15 protein-coding genes and 1 pseudogene are annotated in these 14937 nt (G+C 66.9%); 13 read left to right on the forward strand and 3 right to left on the reverse strand.

Annotation, left to right across the window (positions count from 1 at the left end; genetic code table 11):
• Positions 1-224: 224 nt before the first annotated feature.
• From radA to H609_RS0112295, 3 genes are all read right to left on the reverse strand, one after another.
• Positions 225-1571 (reverse strand): DNA repair protein RadA, encoded by a 1347-nt coding sequence (radA, locus tag H609_RS0112285; protein ID WP_018865800.1) that lies wholly within the window; start codon positions 1569-1571, stop codon positions 225-227.
• Positions 1571-2857 carry an HlyC/CorC family transporter gene (locus H609_RS0112290; RefSeq protein ID WP_018876078.1) on the reverse strand — a complete coding sequence of 429 codons (1287 nt, stop codon included), beginning with the start codon at positions 2855-2857 and terminating at the stop codon, positions 1571-1573. The genes radA and H609_RS0112290 overlap by 1 nt, the downstream gene beginning before the upstream one ends.
• A gap of 97 nt (positions 2858-2954) precedes the next feature.
• Complete coding sequence (locus H609_RS0112295; protein ID WP_018881227.1) at positions 2955-3755, reverse strand: inner membrane protein YpjD; 801 nt, start codon at positions 3753-3755, stop codon at positions 2955-2957.
• 163 nt (positions 3756-3918) lie between these two features.
• Between H609_RS0112295 and ffh the strand changes: the two genes are divergently transcribed.
• The 13 genes and pseudogenes from ffh to H609_RS14265 all read left to right on the forward strand — a co-directional run.
• Complete coding sequence (gene ffh / locus H609_RS0112300) at positions 3919-5307, forward strand: signal recognition particle protein (protein ID WP_018865797.1); 1389 nt, start codon at positions 3919-3921, stop codon at positions 5305-5307.
• A gap of 128 nt (positions 5308-5435) precedes the next feature.
• The gene (gene rpsP / locus H609_RS0112305) at positions 5436-5696 is read left to right on the forward strand and encodes a 30S ribosomal protein S16 (protein ID WP_018865796.1); all 261 of its coding nucleotides are present in this window, start codon (positions 5436-5438) and stop codon (positions 5694-5696) included.
• 38 nt (positions 5697-5734) lie between these two features.
• Positions 5735-6244, forward strand: a complete 510-nt coding sequence (gene rimM, locus H609_RS0112310) for a ribosome maturation factor RimM (RefSeq protein ID WP_018881226.1) — start codon at positions 5735-5737, stop codon at positions 6242-6244.
• A gap of 9 nt (positions 6245-6253) precedes the next feature.
• The gene (trmD, locus tag H609_RS0112315) at positions 6254-7021 is read left to right on the forward strand and encodes a tRNA (guanosine(37)-N1)-methyltransferase TrmD (protein WP_018876080.1); all 768 of its coding nucleotides are present in this window, start codon (positions 6254-6256) and stop codon (positions 7019-7021) included.
• A 9-nt stretch (positions 7022-7030) separates the two neighbouring features.
• The gene (gene rplS / locus H609_RS0112320; RefSeq protein ID WP_018877312.1) at positions 7031-7387 is read left to right on the forward strand and encodes a 50S ribosomal protein L19; all 357 of its coding nucleotides are present in this window, start codon (positions 7031-7033) and stop codon (positions 7385-7387) included.
• 23 nt (positions 7388-7410) lie between these two features.
• A complete protein-coding gene (locus tag H609_RS0112325) occupies positions 7411-7977 on the forward strand; it encodes a methylated-DNA--[protein]-cysteine S-methyltransferase (protein ID WP_018876081.1) in 567 nt (188 codons plus the stop codon).
• A gap of 413 nt (positions 7978-8390) precedes the next feature.
• On the forward strand, positions 8391-9200 hold the full coding sequence (gene soxA, locus H609_RS0112330; protein WP_018876082.1) for a sulfur oxidation c-type cytochrome SoxA: 810 nt from the start codon (positions 8391-8393) through the stop codon (positions 9198-9200).
• A 28-nt stretch (positions 9201-9228) separates the two neighbouring features.
• Positions 9229-9918, forward strand: a complete 690-nt coding sequence (gene soxX, locus H609_RS0112335; RefSeq protein WP_018879954.1) for a sulfur oxidation c-type cytochrome SoxX — start codon at positions 9229-9231, stop codon at positions 9916-9918.
• 231 nt (positions 9919-10149) lie between these two features.
• The gene (soxX, locus tag H609_RS0112340; RefSeq protein WP_018876084.1) at positions 10150-10836 is read left to right on the forward strand and encodes a sulfur oxidation c-type cytochrome SoxX; all 687 of its coding nucleotides are present in this window, start codon (positions 10150-10152) and stop codon (positions 10834-10836) included.
• A gap of 90 nt (positions 10837-10926) precedes the next feature.
• On the forward strand, positions 10927-11835 hold the full coding sequence (locus H609_RS0112345) for a 23S rRNA (adenine(2030)-N(6))-methyltransferase RlmJ (protein WP_028485062.1): 909 nt from the start codon (positions 10927-10929) through the stop codon (positions 11833-11835).
• Positions 11832-13742 carry a molecular chaperone HtpG gene (gene htpG / locus H609_RS0112350; RefSeq protein ID WP_028485063.1) on the forward strand — a complete coding sequence of 637 codons (1911 nt, stop codon included), beginning with the start codon at positions 11832-11834 and terminating at the stop codon, positions 13740-13742. Before H609_RS0112345 ends, htpG begins: the two co-directional genes overlap by 4 nt.
• 105 nt (positions 13743-13847) lie before the next feature.
• Positions 13848-14330 carry a peptidylprolyl isomerase gene (locus H609_RS0112355; RefSeq protein ID WP_018865786.1) on the forward strand — a complete coding sequence of 161 codons (483 nt, stop codon included), beginning with the start codon at positions 13848-13850 and terminating at the stop codon, positions 14328-14330.
• A gap of 272 nt (positions 14331-14602) precedes the next feature.
• Positions 14603-14937, forward strand: a pseudogene (locus tag H609_RS14265) (energy transducer TonB); the annotation flags it as partial.

Raw genomic sequence — 14937 nt, forward strand, 5'->3', positions numbered from 1 at the left:
AGCGGGCCGGGGTCGCGGCAGTCGGGCGTGTTTCTTGGTGACTTCTTTGCACGAGCAAAGAAGTCACTCGGGGCGCGCTGGCGAGTCAGCGCACGGCAGTATGTGGACCGAAGGCACGTAAACACCGGAGGACGAACCAGGCCTAGCCACAACAGGGCAGGCGGTGAGCCGAAGGCACCGTAAATGCGACCGGCGGACCAGCCGGGAAGGGGCGGGGCTGGCCGCTAAAGGGCGTCGAGGACTTCGGAGAGGCGCGAGACCGCGACGACTTCCATGCCCTTGATGGGCTTGCGCGGCGCGTTGGCCGCCGGGGCGATGGCGCGGGTGTAGCCGTGCTTGGCCGCCTCGCGCAGGCGCTCCTCGCCATTCGGCACCGGCCGGATCTCGCCCGCCAGCCCGACCTCGCCAAAGGCCAGCATCTCCTGCGGCAGTGGCCGGTCGCGAAAACTCGACAGCGCGGCCGCGAGCATCGGCAGGTCGGCGGCCGTCTCGGTCACGCGCACGCCGCCGACCACATTGATGAAGACATCCTGGTCGAACAGGGCGACGCCCCCGTGCCGGTGAAGCACGGCCAGCAGCATGGTCAGGCGGTTCTGCTCCAGCCCCACGGTGATGCGCCGCGGTTGCGAGGCATGGCTCTCGGCGACCAGGGCCTGAACCTCGACCAGCAGCGGCCGCGTGCCCTCGCGAGTGACCATCACGACGCTGCCGGGCACCGGGCCCTGGTGGCGGGAGAGGAAGATTGCGGAAGGGTTGGAGACGGCCTTCAGGCCGTTCTCCAGCATCGCGAACACACCCAGTTCGTTGACGGCGCCGAAACGGTTCTTTACCGCGCGCAGCATGCGGTAGCGCCCGTCCGGGTCGCCCTCGAAATACAGCACGGTGTCGACCATGTGCTCCAGCACGCGCGGCCCCGCGAGCTGGCCGTCCTTGGTCACATGCCCCACGAGAATCACGGTGATGCCGCGCTGCTTGGCCAGCCGCACCAGGGCGGCGGCACTCTCGCGCACCTGGCCGACCGAGCCGGGCGCGGATTGCAGCGCGGCGGTGTAGAGCGTCTGGATGGAGTCGATCACCAGCACTCGCGGGCGTTCGCGCTCGCAGGTGGCGATCACGTTCTCCACCTGGGTCTCGGTGAGCAGGCGCAGCCCGTCGACCTCCAGACCAAGGCGCCGGGCCCGCATGCCGATCTGCTGGGCCGACTCCTCGCCGGTCACGTAGAGCGTGTCGCCGACCGGCAGCATCGCCAGGGTCTGCAGCAGCAGGGTGGACTTGCCGATCCCCGGGTCGCCCCCCAGCAGCACCACCGAGCCGTGGACCAGCCCGCCACCCAGCGCGCGGTCCAGCTCCGACAGCCCGGTGCCGGTGCGCGGGACCTCGGCCAGCTCGACCTCGCCCAGCCGGGTGATGCCGGCGGCCTCGCCGGCGTAGCCGCCGCGCGGGCCGGCGCTGGCGGCCGGGGTGGCCTCCTCGAGGGTGTTCCAGGCGCCGCAGTCGCCGCACTGGCCGGCCCATTTGGGGCTGACCGCGCCGCAATCCCGGCAGACGTACTGGGTCTTTGCCTTCGCCATCAGGCTTCCTTGTTGTCGGGCGTGGCGGGCAGGTCCGGTGCGACCACGCGCACGGTGCGGATGGTGTTGTTCTTGATCTGGGCGATATCCATCACCACGCCGTTGATCTTCACGCTCACCGGTGCCTCGGGGATGCTCTCCAGGTGTTCGACGATCAGGCCGCTCAGGGTCTTGGGGCCGTCCTGCGGCAGGTCCAGGCCGAGGGCGCGGTTGAGTTCGCGCAGGTGGATGCCGCCGTCGACCATGGCGGAGCCGTCTTCCTGGCGCAGGACGTCGTCGCTCATCGCCGGGGAGTCGGTGGTGAACTCCCCGACGATCTCCTCCAGCAGGTCCTCCAGGGTGATCAGTCCCTCGATATCGCCGTACTCGTCCACGACCAGGCCAATGCGTTTCTTCTGTTGCTGGAAGTTGATCAGCTGGCGGTTGAGTGCCGTGCCCTCGGGGATGAAATACGGGGGCGTCACCACCTGGCGCAGGTCGTCGGGGCCGAATTCGTCGCGCTCGACCAGGGGCAGCACGTCACGGCGGTGGATGAAGCCGACGATACGGTCCAGTTCGCCTTCCACCACGGGCAGGCGCGTGAAGCTCCCGTGGATCAGCTGGTCCTCGACTTCGTTCCATGGCTCGTTCAGGTCGATCACCACGATCTCGTTGCGCGGGATCATGATGTCCTCGACCGTGGTGCGCTCGAGGTCCAGCAGGTTCAGCAGCATGCGCTGGTGATTGGCCGGGATCAGTGCGCCGGCCTCCGAGACCACGCTGCGCAGTTCATCGGTATTCAGCGCGGCGCGCTGGCCGGCGTTCATGTGCACGCCGAAGAGGCGGAGCACCCCGTTGGCCATCAGGTTGATCAGCCACACTACCGGCCACATCACCTTGATCAGGCCGGAGTAGACCCATGCGGCGGGGTAGGCGATGCGCTCACTGTGCAGGGCCGCGAGGGTCTTCGGGGCGGTCTCGGCGAAGATCAGGAGGGTCAGGGTCAGCACGCCCGTGGCGATGGCGACCCCGGTATCCCCGAACAGGCGCCAGCCGATGAAGGTGGCGATCTGCGCGATCAGGATGTTGACGAAGTTGTTGCCCAGCAGGATCAGGCCGATCAGCCGGTCCGGTTTGTCCAGCAGCCGCGCGGCCAGTTGCGCGCCGCGGTGGCCGGTCTGCGCGCGGTGGCGCATCCGGTAGCGGTTCAGCGCCATCAGCGCCGTCTCCGAGCCGGAGAAAAACGCGGACAGCAGGAACAGCACCACCAGGGCGCCGAACAGGACGGACAGCGGGATCTCTTGCAAGGGCGCGGCCTGCGGTCAGGGTTGGGGCGGACGCGGTGGCGTCGTCGGGGTCATTTCAGGCAAGGGGCGCCGGGGTGTCAAGCCGCCTCGGGGGCATTCAGATCCGCCCGAGGATGACCTCCAGCACCAGCTTGGAGCCGAAATAGGCCAGCACCAGTACGACAAACCCGCCGGTGGTCCAGGCCAGCGCGCGGGTGCCGCGCCAGCCCAGGCGCCAGCGCCCCAGCAGCAGGGTGGAGAAGATCAGCCAGGCCAGGATCGACAGCGTGGTCTTGTGCACCAGATGCTGGGCAAACAGGTTGTCCACGAACACCAGGCCGGACAGCAGGCTGAGCCCGAGGAACAGCCAGCCGATGAAGATCATCCGGAACAGCCACACCTCCATCGAGAAAAGGGGCGGCAGGGCGCGCACGAAACCCGAGGCATGGTGGTTGTGCAGCGCGCGATGCTGGGCGGCCATCACCGCGGCCTGGGCGGTCGACAGCGCGAGGAAGGCCCAGCCCAGCGCGGAAAACAGGATGTGCAGATCGATCCCCGCGGAGGTGGCGTAGCGGGTATCGCCGTCGCACAGCAGCGCGGTCACGGCGGCGAGCGCCGTCAACGGCAGGATCACCACGCCGAGGATGGCCAGCGGGTGGCGCCAGCTCGTCAGCCACAGCAGCGCGGCCACCAGCCACAGCGACGCCGACAGGGCGTTGCCGAGGCACAGGTTGAGCCCGGCCTCGGTGAGCACCATCGGCAGCAGCGCGCCCAGGTGGGCCAGCAGGGCCAGCCCCCACAGGGCCAGGGCCGCTCGCGGCTGGCCGGGTGTCAGCGGCTGGCGTCGGGCGGTGATGGCCAGGTAGCCCGCGGTGGCGAGATACAGCGCGACGGCGAGGAGTCCGGTGGCAATGATCATGACGCCGGATTATCGCTGCAATGCCGGTGGATTGCACATACCGGCGGCGGTTGCGGGTCGCCCCGCGGCGGGCCTGCATGCAAGGCCGCGAGACCGGTATACTGTCCGGTCCCGCGGTCGGCCCAAGCCCGCCGCCCGCGCACGGATCAGAAGAGGACACGCGATGTTCGACGGCCTTTCCAGCCGCCTGCAGGAGACCATGAAGCGCCTGAAAGGTCAGGCGCGGCTCACCGAGGACAACATCCAGGACGCCCTGCGCGAGGTGCGCATGGCACTGCTGGAGGCCGACGTGGCCCTGCCCGTGGTGCGCGAGTTCATCAAGGACGTCAAGGAAAAGGCGCTGGGCAAGGAGGTCATCGGCAGCCTGACGCCGGGCCAGGCCCTGATCAAGGTCGTCCATGACGAACTGATCGCGACCATGGGGGGCGAGAACGCCTCCCTGAACCTCGCCCATCAGCCGCCCGCGGTGGTGCTGGTGGCCGGTCTTCAGGGCGCGGGCAAGACCACCAGCATTGGCAAGCTCGCGCGCCTGTTGCGCGAGCGCGAGAAGAAAAAGGTCGCGGTCGTGAGCTGCGACGTCTACCGCCCGGCGGCGATCCAGCAGCTCGAGACGCTGGCGGGGCAGGTGGGTGTCACGTTCTATCCCAGCGACACCAGCCAGAAGCCCGAGGCGATCGCTGATGACGCGGTGGCCCGCGCCCGCCGCGAGGGGGTCGAGGTCCTGCTGGTGGATACCGCCGGCCGGCTGCATGTCGACGAGGACATGATGGCCGAGGTCCGGGCGCTGCATCAGGTGATCGACCCGATCGAGACCCTGTTCGTGGTCGATTCCATGACCGGCCAGGACGCCGCGAATACCGCGCGCGCCTTTGGCGAGGCCCTGCCGCTGACCGGTGTGGTGCTGACCAAGGCGGACGGCGACGCCCGCGGCGGTGCGGCGCTGTCGGTGCGCCAGATCACCGGGGTGCCGATCAAGTTCATCGGCATGGGCGAGCGCCCGGATGCGCTGGAGCCGTTCCATCCCGAGCGCATCGCCTCGCGCATCCTGGGCAAGGGCGATGTCCTGTCGCTGGTCGAGGAGGCCAGCCGTCAGGTCGACCAGGACCAGGCCGCGAAGCTGACCCGCAAGCTGAAGAAGGGGCGAGGCTTCGATCTGAACGACCTGCGCGACCAGCTGGGCCAGATGCAGAAGATGGGGGGCATGAGCTCCATGCTCGAGAAGCTCCCCGGTGGCGGCAAGCTGCCGGACGCCGTCAAGAACCAGGCCAGCGACAAGGAGATCGGTCGCATGATGGCGGTGATCTCGTCCATGACCGAGCACGAACGCCGCCATCCCGACGTGATCAAGGGCTCGCGCAAGCGGCGCATCGCGGCCGGGTCCGGCACCCAGATCCAGGACGTGAACCGCCTGCTCAAGCAGCACACCCAGATGAGCAAGGCGATGAAGAAGTTCTCCAAGGGCGGCGCGTCGAAGATGATGCGCGCCCTGGGGGGCAAGATGGGCGGCATGGGGGGTATGGGTGGCCCCGGCGGCGGGATGCCGTTCCGCTGATGGTCAAGGTTCGCGCGAACGACCGCTTGCAGCCGTGGGGAGCCCTGCCGCTTCCCTTGTGTTGCTGGCCGGATTCGTTATAATCGCGCGTTTTCTCGAGAAAACGGACTCACGGGGTTCAACACTACATGGTTACGATTCGCCTGCTACGCCGCGGCGCCAAGAAGCGCCCGTTTTATTCGATCGTGGTTACCGATTCCCGCGCTCGTCGCGATAGCGGCTACAAGGAGCAGATCGGGTTCTTCAATCCGGTGGCCCGCGGTCAGGAAGAGCCGCTGCGCATCGATCTCGAGCGCGTGGACTACTGGCTGGGTCACGGCGCCGGCATGTCCGAACGCGTGAACCATCTGGTCAAGGGCTACCGCAAGCAGCAGTCCGCGGCGGCCTGAGGTCGTCCGGTCCGCTGTACTGACGCTTGGCTGCGGTCATGAACGAGGCGGGTGAGCGCATCCGCGTCGGGCGTGTCTCCGGGGTCTATGGCGTCAAGGGCTGGGTCCGGGTGTTTTCCGAGACCGAGCCGCGCGCCGCGATTACCGAGTTCCCGCAGTTGTGGATGCACTACGGGAACGACTGGCGCCTGGTCGAGATCGAAGGCGGCCGCGCGCATGGCGCGGGCGTCGTGATGAAGTTCCGCGAGGCGGCGGATCGCGATGCCGCCTACGGGTTGATCGGCGCCGAACTCGCGATCGAACGCGACTGGCTGCCCCCGGCCGAAGAGGGCGCCTACTACTGGGCCGACCTGCTGGGCATGGCGGTCGAGAATCGCGACGGCACGGCACTGGGCACCATCTCGGGCTTTATCGAGACCGGTGCCAACGACGTGCTGGTGGTCCGGGGTGACCGGGAGCGCCTGATCCCCTGGGTGCGCGAGCAGTACGTGCTGGATGTGGACCTGGAGGCTCGCTGCGTGCGGGTCGACTGGGATCCGGATTTTTAAGCGGCGCCGGTGCGTTTCGACGTCATCACGCTGTTTCCGGAACTGGTCGCGGCGGTTGGCGAAGCCGGCGTGACCGGGCGGGCCGTCGAGCGCGGCCGGCTGGACCTGAAATACTGGAATCCGCGCGCCTGGGGCGCCGGCTTCCACCAGGCCGTGGACGACCGTCCCTATGGCGGCGGGCCAGGCATGGTGATGCAGTACGCGCCCCTGGCGTCCGCGCTGGATGCGGCGGTGGCGGACGCGGACGCGGTCCCGTACGTGATCGCGCTGACCCCGCAGGGGCGGCCGATCCGGCAGGCGATGCTGCGCGAGCTGGCGGCGCGCCCCCGGGTGGCCCTGGTCTGCGGGCGCTACGAGGGCATCGACGAGCGCTTCATCGAGGCGCGGGTCGATGAGGAATGGTCGCTCGGCGACTTCGTGCTCTCGGGCGGGGAGCTCGCGGCCATGGCGGTCGTCGATGGCTGCGCCCGTCTGCTCCCGGGGGTCCTGGGGCATGCGGACTCCGCCGAACAGGATTCCTTCAGTGCCGGGCTGCTGGATTGCCCGCACTACACCCGGCCGGAGACCGTGGCCGGGCGGGCAGTACCGCCGGTACTGCTGGGTGGCGACCATGGCGCCATCCGCCGCTGGCGCCGCCGTGAGGCGCTGGGCAGGACCTGGAGCCGGCGGCCGGACCTGCTGGCCCGGCTGGAACTCGGGGCCGAGGATGCGGCCCTGTTGGACGAATACCGTGTGAGTGGCCGGACAGGCGGCTCGCGCACCGAAAGCGATGATTGAGGTCGAGTAATGAATAACGTCATTCAGGAACTGGAAGCCGAGCAGATGAAGTCGGATGTGCCCGCCTTCGGGCCCGGCGATACCGTGGTGGTGCAGGTGAAGGTGCGCGAAGGCGACCGCGAGCGCCTGCAGGCCTTCGAGGGCGCGGTGATTGCCGTGCGCAACCGCGGCCTCAACTCCGCGTTCACCCTGCGCAAGGTCTCCTACGGTAACGGTGTGGAGCGCACGTTCCAGACCCACAGCCCGCAGATCGCCGAGATCAAGGTGAAGCGCCGCGGCAAGGTGCGTCGCTCCAAGCTGTACTACCTGCGCGACCGCACCGGCAAGGCCGCCCGCATCAAGGAAGACGTCAAGGCGGCGAAGTAACGCCGGCCGGCGGGGTGCGGCAAATGGCCGTGACCCCGTCACCCCTGGCTTTTCGCTATTCGATGTCGGCTGGATCGACGACCCGCAGCCAGCGCTGTCTCCTCCCCGGAGTCGCGCTGGCTTTTGCGTGGCTGGAATCCGCGAACGGTGAGCTCCTCGCCTGCGACTGGCAGGACCCGGATGATCCCCGGGAGCTGGTCCCGCTGGCCGACATCCCGGGGGCCGATCGTCGCCCGCCACCGTTTGCCCCGGACGCCTATGGCCGGGATGCGTCCGCCTGGCAGCCGACCCCCGCGGTCCCGCCGGGCAGTGCCCATGCGCGCCGCGTCTGGGCGGCCCTGTCGGAGATCCCGGTCGGCGAGGTCCGCACCTATTCCGAGATTGCGGCCCGCGTGGGCTCGGCGCCCCGCGCCGTGGGGCAGGCCTGTCGCGCCAACCCCTGGCCGCTGTTCATCCCCTGCCATCGGGTCGTGTCCTCCCGCTTTCGTCGTACCCATGATGTGGGCGGCTACGCAGGCGATCAGGTGGGCGAGCTGGCCCAGGTCAAGCGCCTGTTGCTGGCGCACGAGGGGGTTCTGAACCACGAATGATCCGGCGCCCGTCGCGTGCCGGTTTTTCTCCCTTCCTTCCGTCCCCCCGATGATTCTTCCCGCCTCCGCGGCGGCTGGTCTGCGTGCTTTGTTCCCCCTGCGGGGAATCTTCATCTCTTTTTTCAGTTTCTTGCGCGCCCGGGCCGTGCTGAACGGCGCCTGAAAAAAATTCCCCAAAACCGGGAATAGATTGGAGTGGTCCCCCGTCTGCCCCTCGGTGTTGATGCCCAAGAACCTTTCAAAAACAGACTTTTAGGAAACGCTAATATAGTCTTTTGTGTTGACAGCACGGACTCGGGTTCAGCACTCTGCTACACAGGTCCGGGCCAGATCAGTCCCGGGCTTCATCGAAAAAAACCCGTGTGATGGAGGTTTCCATGTTCAAGAAAGCATTGCTTGCGTTGCCCGTAGCAATGGCTGTTGGGGCTGCAGCTCAGGCCGGCGAGTGGCAGGACCCCAATGATGTCCTGCAGAACCTGCTGCAGAACAATCCCGATTCCGCCTACCTGCATCAGAGTGAAATGAATATCATGATGATGCCGGACAACCCCGCCCTGTGGCTGATCGACGAAGGCGAAGAACTGTTCTACGCCGAGCGTGGCCCGAACAACGTCTCCCTGGAAGGCTGCGACTTCGGCAAGGGCCCGGGCGAGCTTGAGGGTGCTTACGTCGAGCTGCCGCGCTACTTCGAAGACACCGGCAAGGTGATGGACTTCGAGATGCGCCTGGTGCACTGCATGAAGGAACTGCAGGGCTTCACCAGCGATGATCCCGCGGTGGCCCGCCGTCACGGCAACGGCTCCGACATCATGCAGCTGACCACCTATATCGCCCACCAGTCCTCCGGGATGGCGTGGAACCCGCCGCTGGATCACCCGGAAGAGCAGGCCATGCGCGACGCCGGTGAGGTGCTCTTCTTCCGCCGCGGTGGTGCGATGGACTTCAACTGCGCCTCCTGCCACGGCGATTCCGGCAAGCAGATCCGCGCCTCCGTGCTGCCCGAAATGCGCAATGGCCAAGAATGGACCAAGGCTGTCTCCTGGCCCGCCCACCGCGCTGGCCACGACAACGTGCGTAGCCAGAACCACCGTATCCGCGGTTGCGTGTGGCAGATGCGTCACGCCGGTATCAAGGCGGACACCCCGGTCAACACCGCTCTGATCTCGTTCTGGAACGATGCGGCGCGCGGCGAACCGGCCGTCCTGCCCGACCTGAAGCGGTAACCTACGGACGCAATAGGAGACACCAAGTATGTTTAAGAAGAATGCTGTTGCGGCCGGCATGGCCGCGTTCGCATCCGTCGCCCTGACCGCAGGTTGCGCTGTCGCCGACGGGAGCAAGGGTTCGGATGTCGACATCACCGCGATGAGCGCCGAGGAACTCGCCGAACACCTCATCTTCGAGACGGACAGCTTCCGTGATCAGGAGATGCAGGAAGGCGGTACCTGGCGTGATCGCATGACCCAGGATGAACTGCAGAAGGCCTGCTCCATGGAAGGTGACCCGGACGGCGAGACCGCCGGCCGTGTGGTCGCGATGGCGCGTGCGTCCTACGAGGCACCGGAAAGCATCGAGCTGGGCGACTGGCGCAAGGGTGCCGAACTGGCCGACTCCGGCTACGGCTACCGCCAGGGTCACCGTACGGATGACCACAGCCAGCGCGAGGCGGGTGGCAACTGCTACAACTGCCACGTGTTCGATCCGCGCGTGTCCGAGCAGGGCACGATCGGCCCGAGCCTGCAGAACTACGGGGCCAACCGTGGCACCAGCGAAGCCGTCCTGCGCTACGTGCACGAGGTGATTTCCAATCCTCACCAGTACTTCCCGTGCACGCAGATGCCGCGCTTCAACTCCGACCGTCACCAGCTCCTGAGCGACGAGCAGATCAGCCATATCATGGCCTACCTGCTGGATCCGGAGTCGCCGGTCAACAACCAGTAAGCCATTTGCTGGATCGGGGCAGTCCGCAAGGACTGCCCTTTTTTGAGTCCCCGCGCAGGGTTGCGGGGATTCAGAAAAGGGTCCCATCGCGCTCGGCCTCCCGTCCGCGCGCGGGTCCCGGACGGGAACGAGACGCTCCAGCCATCAGGGCAGCCGGGCTGAATGCCTTGAGGCGCTGGTCTCACCGCGGGCAAGAAGCGGCAACAGCCGACGCAAGAGGAGATATCAGGGATGCTCAGTAACAAGACAGTGGGGGCGAGCTTGGCCATCGTGGCGTCGACGGCGCTGATTGCAGGCTGCGACGGCTGGATGGGCGAGCGAGGCGGCGAAGTCGATATTACGGCGATGACCGCCGAAGAGTATGCGGAATACCTCGTGCTGGAGACGGACAGCTACAGCTTCGAGCAGGAGGCACAGGAGGGTGGATCAGCCCGGGACCGTATGGTCCAGGATGGCATCCAGGCGGCCTGTTCGCTCGAAGGCGAGCCGGATGCCGATACGGCCGGCGAGGTCATCGCGATGGCGCGCGAGAGCTACGAAGAGCCGCCGGGCGGCCCGCGCCTGGGGAACTGGCGTCGGGGTGCCGAGCTGGCGCGTTCCGGTTACGGCTATCGGATCGGTCATCGCAATGACGACCACGGTACCCGCGAGCCGGGCGGCAACTGCTATGCCTGCCACCAGATGGATCCAGCCGAGGAGCTCTACGGCACGCTGGGCCCAAGCCTGGCGGGTTACGGGGCCACCCGTGGAACCGACAGCTCGGTCGTGAATTACGTGCATCAGGTGGTGTCCAACCCCCACCAGTACTTCCCGTGCACCAAGATGCCGCGCTTTGGCCACAACAACTTCCTGACCGAAGAGCAGATCGCGCACGTGATGGCGTATCTGCTGGACCCGGAGTCTCCGGTCAACCAGTAAACCGGTCACACGGTCGAGGGCGGTCGCTATCGGCTGCCCTTCTTGAGCCACCGCGGGTACGCTCGCGGTGGCTTTTTGTTTGAGGGACGCATGCTCAGCTACCAACACGACTATCACGCCGGCAATTTCGCCGATGTGCACAAGCACCTGGTCCTCTGGCAGGTTCTGGAATCCCTGCGCGGTCGCGACAAGCCCTTCGTGGCACTGGACCTGCACGGGGGTGCCGGCGGGTACGACCTGACCGGTGCGCGGGCGCGCAAGACCGACGAGGCCGCGGCCGGTATCGCCCGCCTGTGGGCGACGGAAAAGCCCTTGCCCTCCGTCGTGCGGGAGTTTCTCGGCACGCTGCGGTCTATGCAGCCCCGGCTCCCGCGTCTGACGGAGTACCCGGGATCCCCTTTGCTGATCCAGGCGCGGCTGCGCGAACGCGATCAACTGATCGCCTGCGAGCTGCATCCCGAGGCATACGGACGTCTGCGGGCGCGGTTGGCGGGGGATCCGCGCTGTCACGTGCACAAACGCGACGCGCGCGAGGCCGCGCGGGCCTTGTTTCCCCCGGAGCCGCGCCGTGGCCTGGCCTTGCTGGACCCCTCCTACGAGCGCGGGGCCGAGTATCGCGAAGTGGCCGAGATGGTGACCACGATCCGCCGTCGCTGGAACACGGGGATCATCCTGATCTGGTATCCGATCCTCGCGGGCCGGCCGGATCACGCGATGCGCGAGCACTTGAGAGCCGAACTGGAGGATCCGTGGCTGGCCAGCGAGCTGCGCATCGCACCCGACCCCGAACGCCACATGGGGCTGGCGGGTTCCGGGATGCTGGTGCTGCGGCCCCCGTGGCAGCTGGAGACGCATCTCCCCGAGCTGCTGGCGCCGGTGTGGCAGGTCCTGGATCCGGAGGGTGCCGGTGGGCTTTACCAGGCTGCTGTCCTTGAAAACGGCGCGGGCGACCCTACCTTGCGACGTGTCGAGATCAATCAAGGGACCAGCAGGCCATGAGCGAAACCCAGACCGCACCGCAACCCGAGACCCGCCGCTTCGAGACCGAGGTCAGTCAGCTCCTGCAGCTGATGATCCACTCGCTGTACTCCAATCGCGAGATCTTCCTGCGCGAGCTGATCTCCAATGGCGCCGATGCCTGTGACAAGCTGCGCTTCGAGGCCCTGGCCCAGCCGGAGGCGATTCCGCAGCCGGCGGAACTGGCGATCGACGTCGAGGTGGATCCGGAGGCCCGCACGGTGACGGTGCGCGATAACGGCATCGGCATGTCCCGGGACGAGGTGGTCGAGCATATCGGGACTATTGCGCGTTCCGGCACCAAGGCGTTTCTCGAGAAGCTGACCGGGGACCAGAAAAAGGACTCGCAGTTGATCGGCCAGTTCGGGGTGGGCTTCTATTCCTCGTTCATCGTGGCCGATGAGGTGCGCCTGGAGACCCGCCGAGCCGGCAGTGAGCCGGATGCGGGTACCCGCTGGGAGTCACGGGGCGACGGCGAATACACCATCACTGCCTGCGAGCGCACCGAGGCTGGCACCGAGATTACGTTGACGCTGAAGGAAGACGCCGACGAATTCCTCGAGCCCATGCGCCTGCGCCACATCATCGGGCGGTATTCGGATCATGTGGCATTCCCGATCCGCATGCGCAAGTCGGATGACGAGGGCAACCCGACCGACGAATGGGAAACGGTCAACCGTGCCAGCGCGCTGTGGACCCGTTCGAAGAGCGAGATCAGCGACGAGGAGTACCAGGAGTTCTACAAGCACGTCGCGCACGACTTCGAGGACCCGATTGCCTGGACGCATAACCACGTCGAGGGGCGCCAGGAGTACACGACGCTGTTCTACATCCCGAAGCGGGCCCCGTTTGACCTGTGGGACCGCGATGCCCGTCACGGGGTCAAGCTCTACGTGAAGCGCGTGTTCATCATGGACGACGCGGAAAAGCTGCTGCCCAACTACCTGCGCTTCGTGCGCGGTGTGGTGGACTCGGCTGACCTGCCGCTGAATGTCTCGCGCGAGATCCTGCAGGACAACCGCCTGGTCGACTCGATCCGCTCCGGCTCGGTGAAGAAGATCCTCGGGCTTCTGCAGTCCATCGCCGACAACGAACCCGAGAAATACGCCGAGATCTGGAAGAACTTCGGGCGGGTGCTGAAGGAAGGCCCCGGCGAGGACTTCGCCAATCAGGAGACCATCGCGAAGCTGCTGCGCTTTGCCAGCACGCACAATAGTGACGACACCCAGAACGTGGCGCTGGCGGACTACATCGAGCGCATGAAGGACGGTCAGGAGGCGATCTACGTGATCACCGCCGATAATGCCTCCGCCGCGCGCAACAGCCCGCATCTGGAGGTGTTCCGCAAGCACGGGATCGAGGTGCTGCTGCTGTCCGACCGGGTCGACGAATGGCTGCTGTCGCACCTGCGCGAGTTCGATGGCAAGGCGATCAAGAATGTTGCCAAGGGCGACCTGGACCTCGACAAGATCATCGGCGAGGAGGCAGACCCGAAGAGTGGTAGCGACGAGCCGGCGGGCGACGACGATCTGGGCGATCTGCCCGAACGCCTGCAGCAGGCGCTGGGCGATCGGGTCGACAGTGTGCGCGCCTCGCGGCGGCTGGTGGAGTCTCCGGCCTGCATCGTGCTCGGCGAGCACGAGATGGCGCTGTACCTGCAGGAACTGCTCAAGCAGGCCGGCCAGGAGACCTTCTCCGGCAAGCCGGTGCTGGAGGTCAACCCGGGGCACCCGCTGGTCGAGCGTCTGAAGGCCGCCGAAGGAGACGACTTCAACGACCTCGCCTCGCTGCTGTTCGAGCAGTCCCTGCTGGCCGAAGGCGGGCAACTGGAGGACCCGACCGGGTTCGTCGCGCGGCTCAATCGCCTCCTGTTGCAGAAGGCCGCCTGACCCGATTGGCCACCCGCCGGAAACCGTATCGCCGGCGGGTGGACCTGACGCGCGGCCGTGTTCCGCGTTACCCTTACAAGTTCATGTATTAAGAGGGCAAAGCCCATGCAAGTCGCGCAGAACGCCGTGGTGGCCATCCACTACACCCTGACCAACGACGCTGGCGAGAAGATCGACAGCTCCGAAGGCCGCGAGCCGCTGGCCTACCTGCACGGGAACGGCCAGATCGTCCCGGGCCTGGAGAAGGAGCTGGAAGGCAAGGCCGCCGGTGACAAGGTCCAGGCCAAGGTCTCCCCGGCAGAAGGCTATGGCGAGAAGATCGATGCCATGGTCCAGGAGATCCCGATGGATGCGTTCCAGGGCGTCGAATCCGTCGAGCCGGGCATGCAATTCCAGGCGCAGACCGAAAACGGCCCGCTGACCGTCACCGTGACCAAGGTCGAGGGCGATACCGCCACGGTCGACGGGAACCACCCGCTGGCCGGCGAGACCCTGAACTTCGACGTCGAGATCGTCGAGGTCCGCGAGGCCTCCGCCGAAGAGCTGGAGCACGGCCACGCCCATGGCGAGGGCGGTCACCAGCACTGAGCGTGCCGGGCCGGCGCCACGCTGGCCTGACCACGAGGCGTGAAGGCTCGCCAGTCCGACCCGCTCCGGTGCCGCCGGGGCGGGTTTTTTCGTTCCGGGCCCGCCCGATGTGCCGTGCTCGGGGCTTCATTTCCGATAGTGATATTGCAAACCATTCTCATTCCGTATAGGGTGCCCTCCGTTGATGGCAACGGCGACCGGATCATCCTCCGCGCCCGCCACGATCACCGGACCCGGCTGAAGGTGTCCAGTCCTTGCAGCGAGCGTGCTCGATGATGGCCAAACGTACGAACACAACTCCCCCCGGACGCCGGCGAACGCTGGCGCTGGGGGTGGCCGCCAGCTTCGCGCTGCATGCCGGAGTGCTGGGTTCGCTTTGGGTCATGCGCGATGCCGAGCCGGAATCCATAGGCACCCGGGGCGGTGGCATGGAGGCCCACTGGGTCGATCTGGATAGCGTCCTGCCGGGCGAGCCGGCGATTGAACCCGAGGCCGTTGCGGAGACACTGGACGAACCGGAACCGGAACCGGAACCGGAACCGGAACCGGAACCGGAACCGGAACCAGAGCCAGAGCCAGAGCCAGAGCCAGAGCCAGAGCCGGAGCC

The organism is Thioalkalivibrio sp. ALE17, assembly GCF_000425605.1.
Classification (GTDB): domain Bacteria; phylum Pseudomonadota; class Gammaproteobacteria; order Ectothiorhodospirales; family Ectothiorhodospiraceae; genus Thioalkalivibrio.

Coding starts and splice junctions, on each gene's coding strand:
- ffh (WP_018865797.1), top strand. CDS start 3,919: ATGTTCGACGGCCTTTCCAGCCGCCTGCAGGAGACCATGAAGCGCCTG.
- htpG (WP_028485063.1), top strand. CDS start 11,832: ATGAGCGAAACCCAGACCGCACCGCAACCCGAGACCCGCCGCTTCGAG.
- H609_RS0112325 (WP_018876081.1), top strand. CDS start 7,411: ATGGCCGTGACCCCGTCACCCCTGGCTTTTCGCTATTCGATGTCGGCT.
- rimM (WP_018881226.1), top strand. CDS start 5,735: ATGAACGAGGCGGGTGAGCGCATCCGCGTCGGGCGTGTCTCCGGGGTC.
- radA (WP_018865800.1), bottom strand. CDS start 1,571: ATGGCGAAGGCAAAGACCCAGTACGTCTGCCGGGATTGCGGCGCGGTC.
- soxX (WP_018879954.1), top strand. CDS start 9,229: ATGTTTAAGAAGAATGCTGTTGCGGCCGGCATGGCCGCGTTCGCATCC.
- rplS (WP_018877312.1), top strand. CDS start 7,031: ATGAATAACGTCATTCAGGAACTGGAAGCCGAGCAGATGAAGTCGGAT.
- rpsP (WP_018865796.1), top strand. CDS start 5,436: ATGGTTACGATTCGCCTGCTACGCCGCGGCGCCAAGAAGCGCCCGTTT.
- soxA (WP_018876082.1), top strand. CDS start 8,391: ATGGCTGTTGGGGCTGCAGCTCAGGCCGGCGAGTGGCAGGACCCCAAT.
- soxX (WP_018876084.1), top strand. CDS start 10,150: ATGCTCAGTAACAAGACAGTGGGGGCGAGCTTGGCCATCGTGGCGTCG.
- H609_RS0112355 (WP_018865786.1), top strand. CDS start 13,848: ATGCAAGTCGCGCAGAACGCCGTGGTGGCCATCCACTACACCCTGACC.
- H609_RS0112345 (WP_028485062.1), top strand. CDS start 10,927: ATGCTCAGCTACCAACACGACTATCACGCCGGCAATTTCGCCGATGTG.
- H609_RS0112295 (WP_018881227.1), bottom strand. CDS start 3,755: ATGATCATTGCCACCGGACTCCTCGCCGTCGCGCTGTATCTCGCCACC.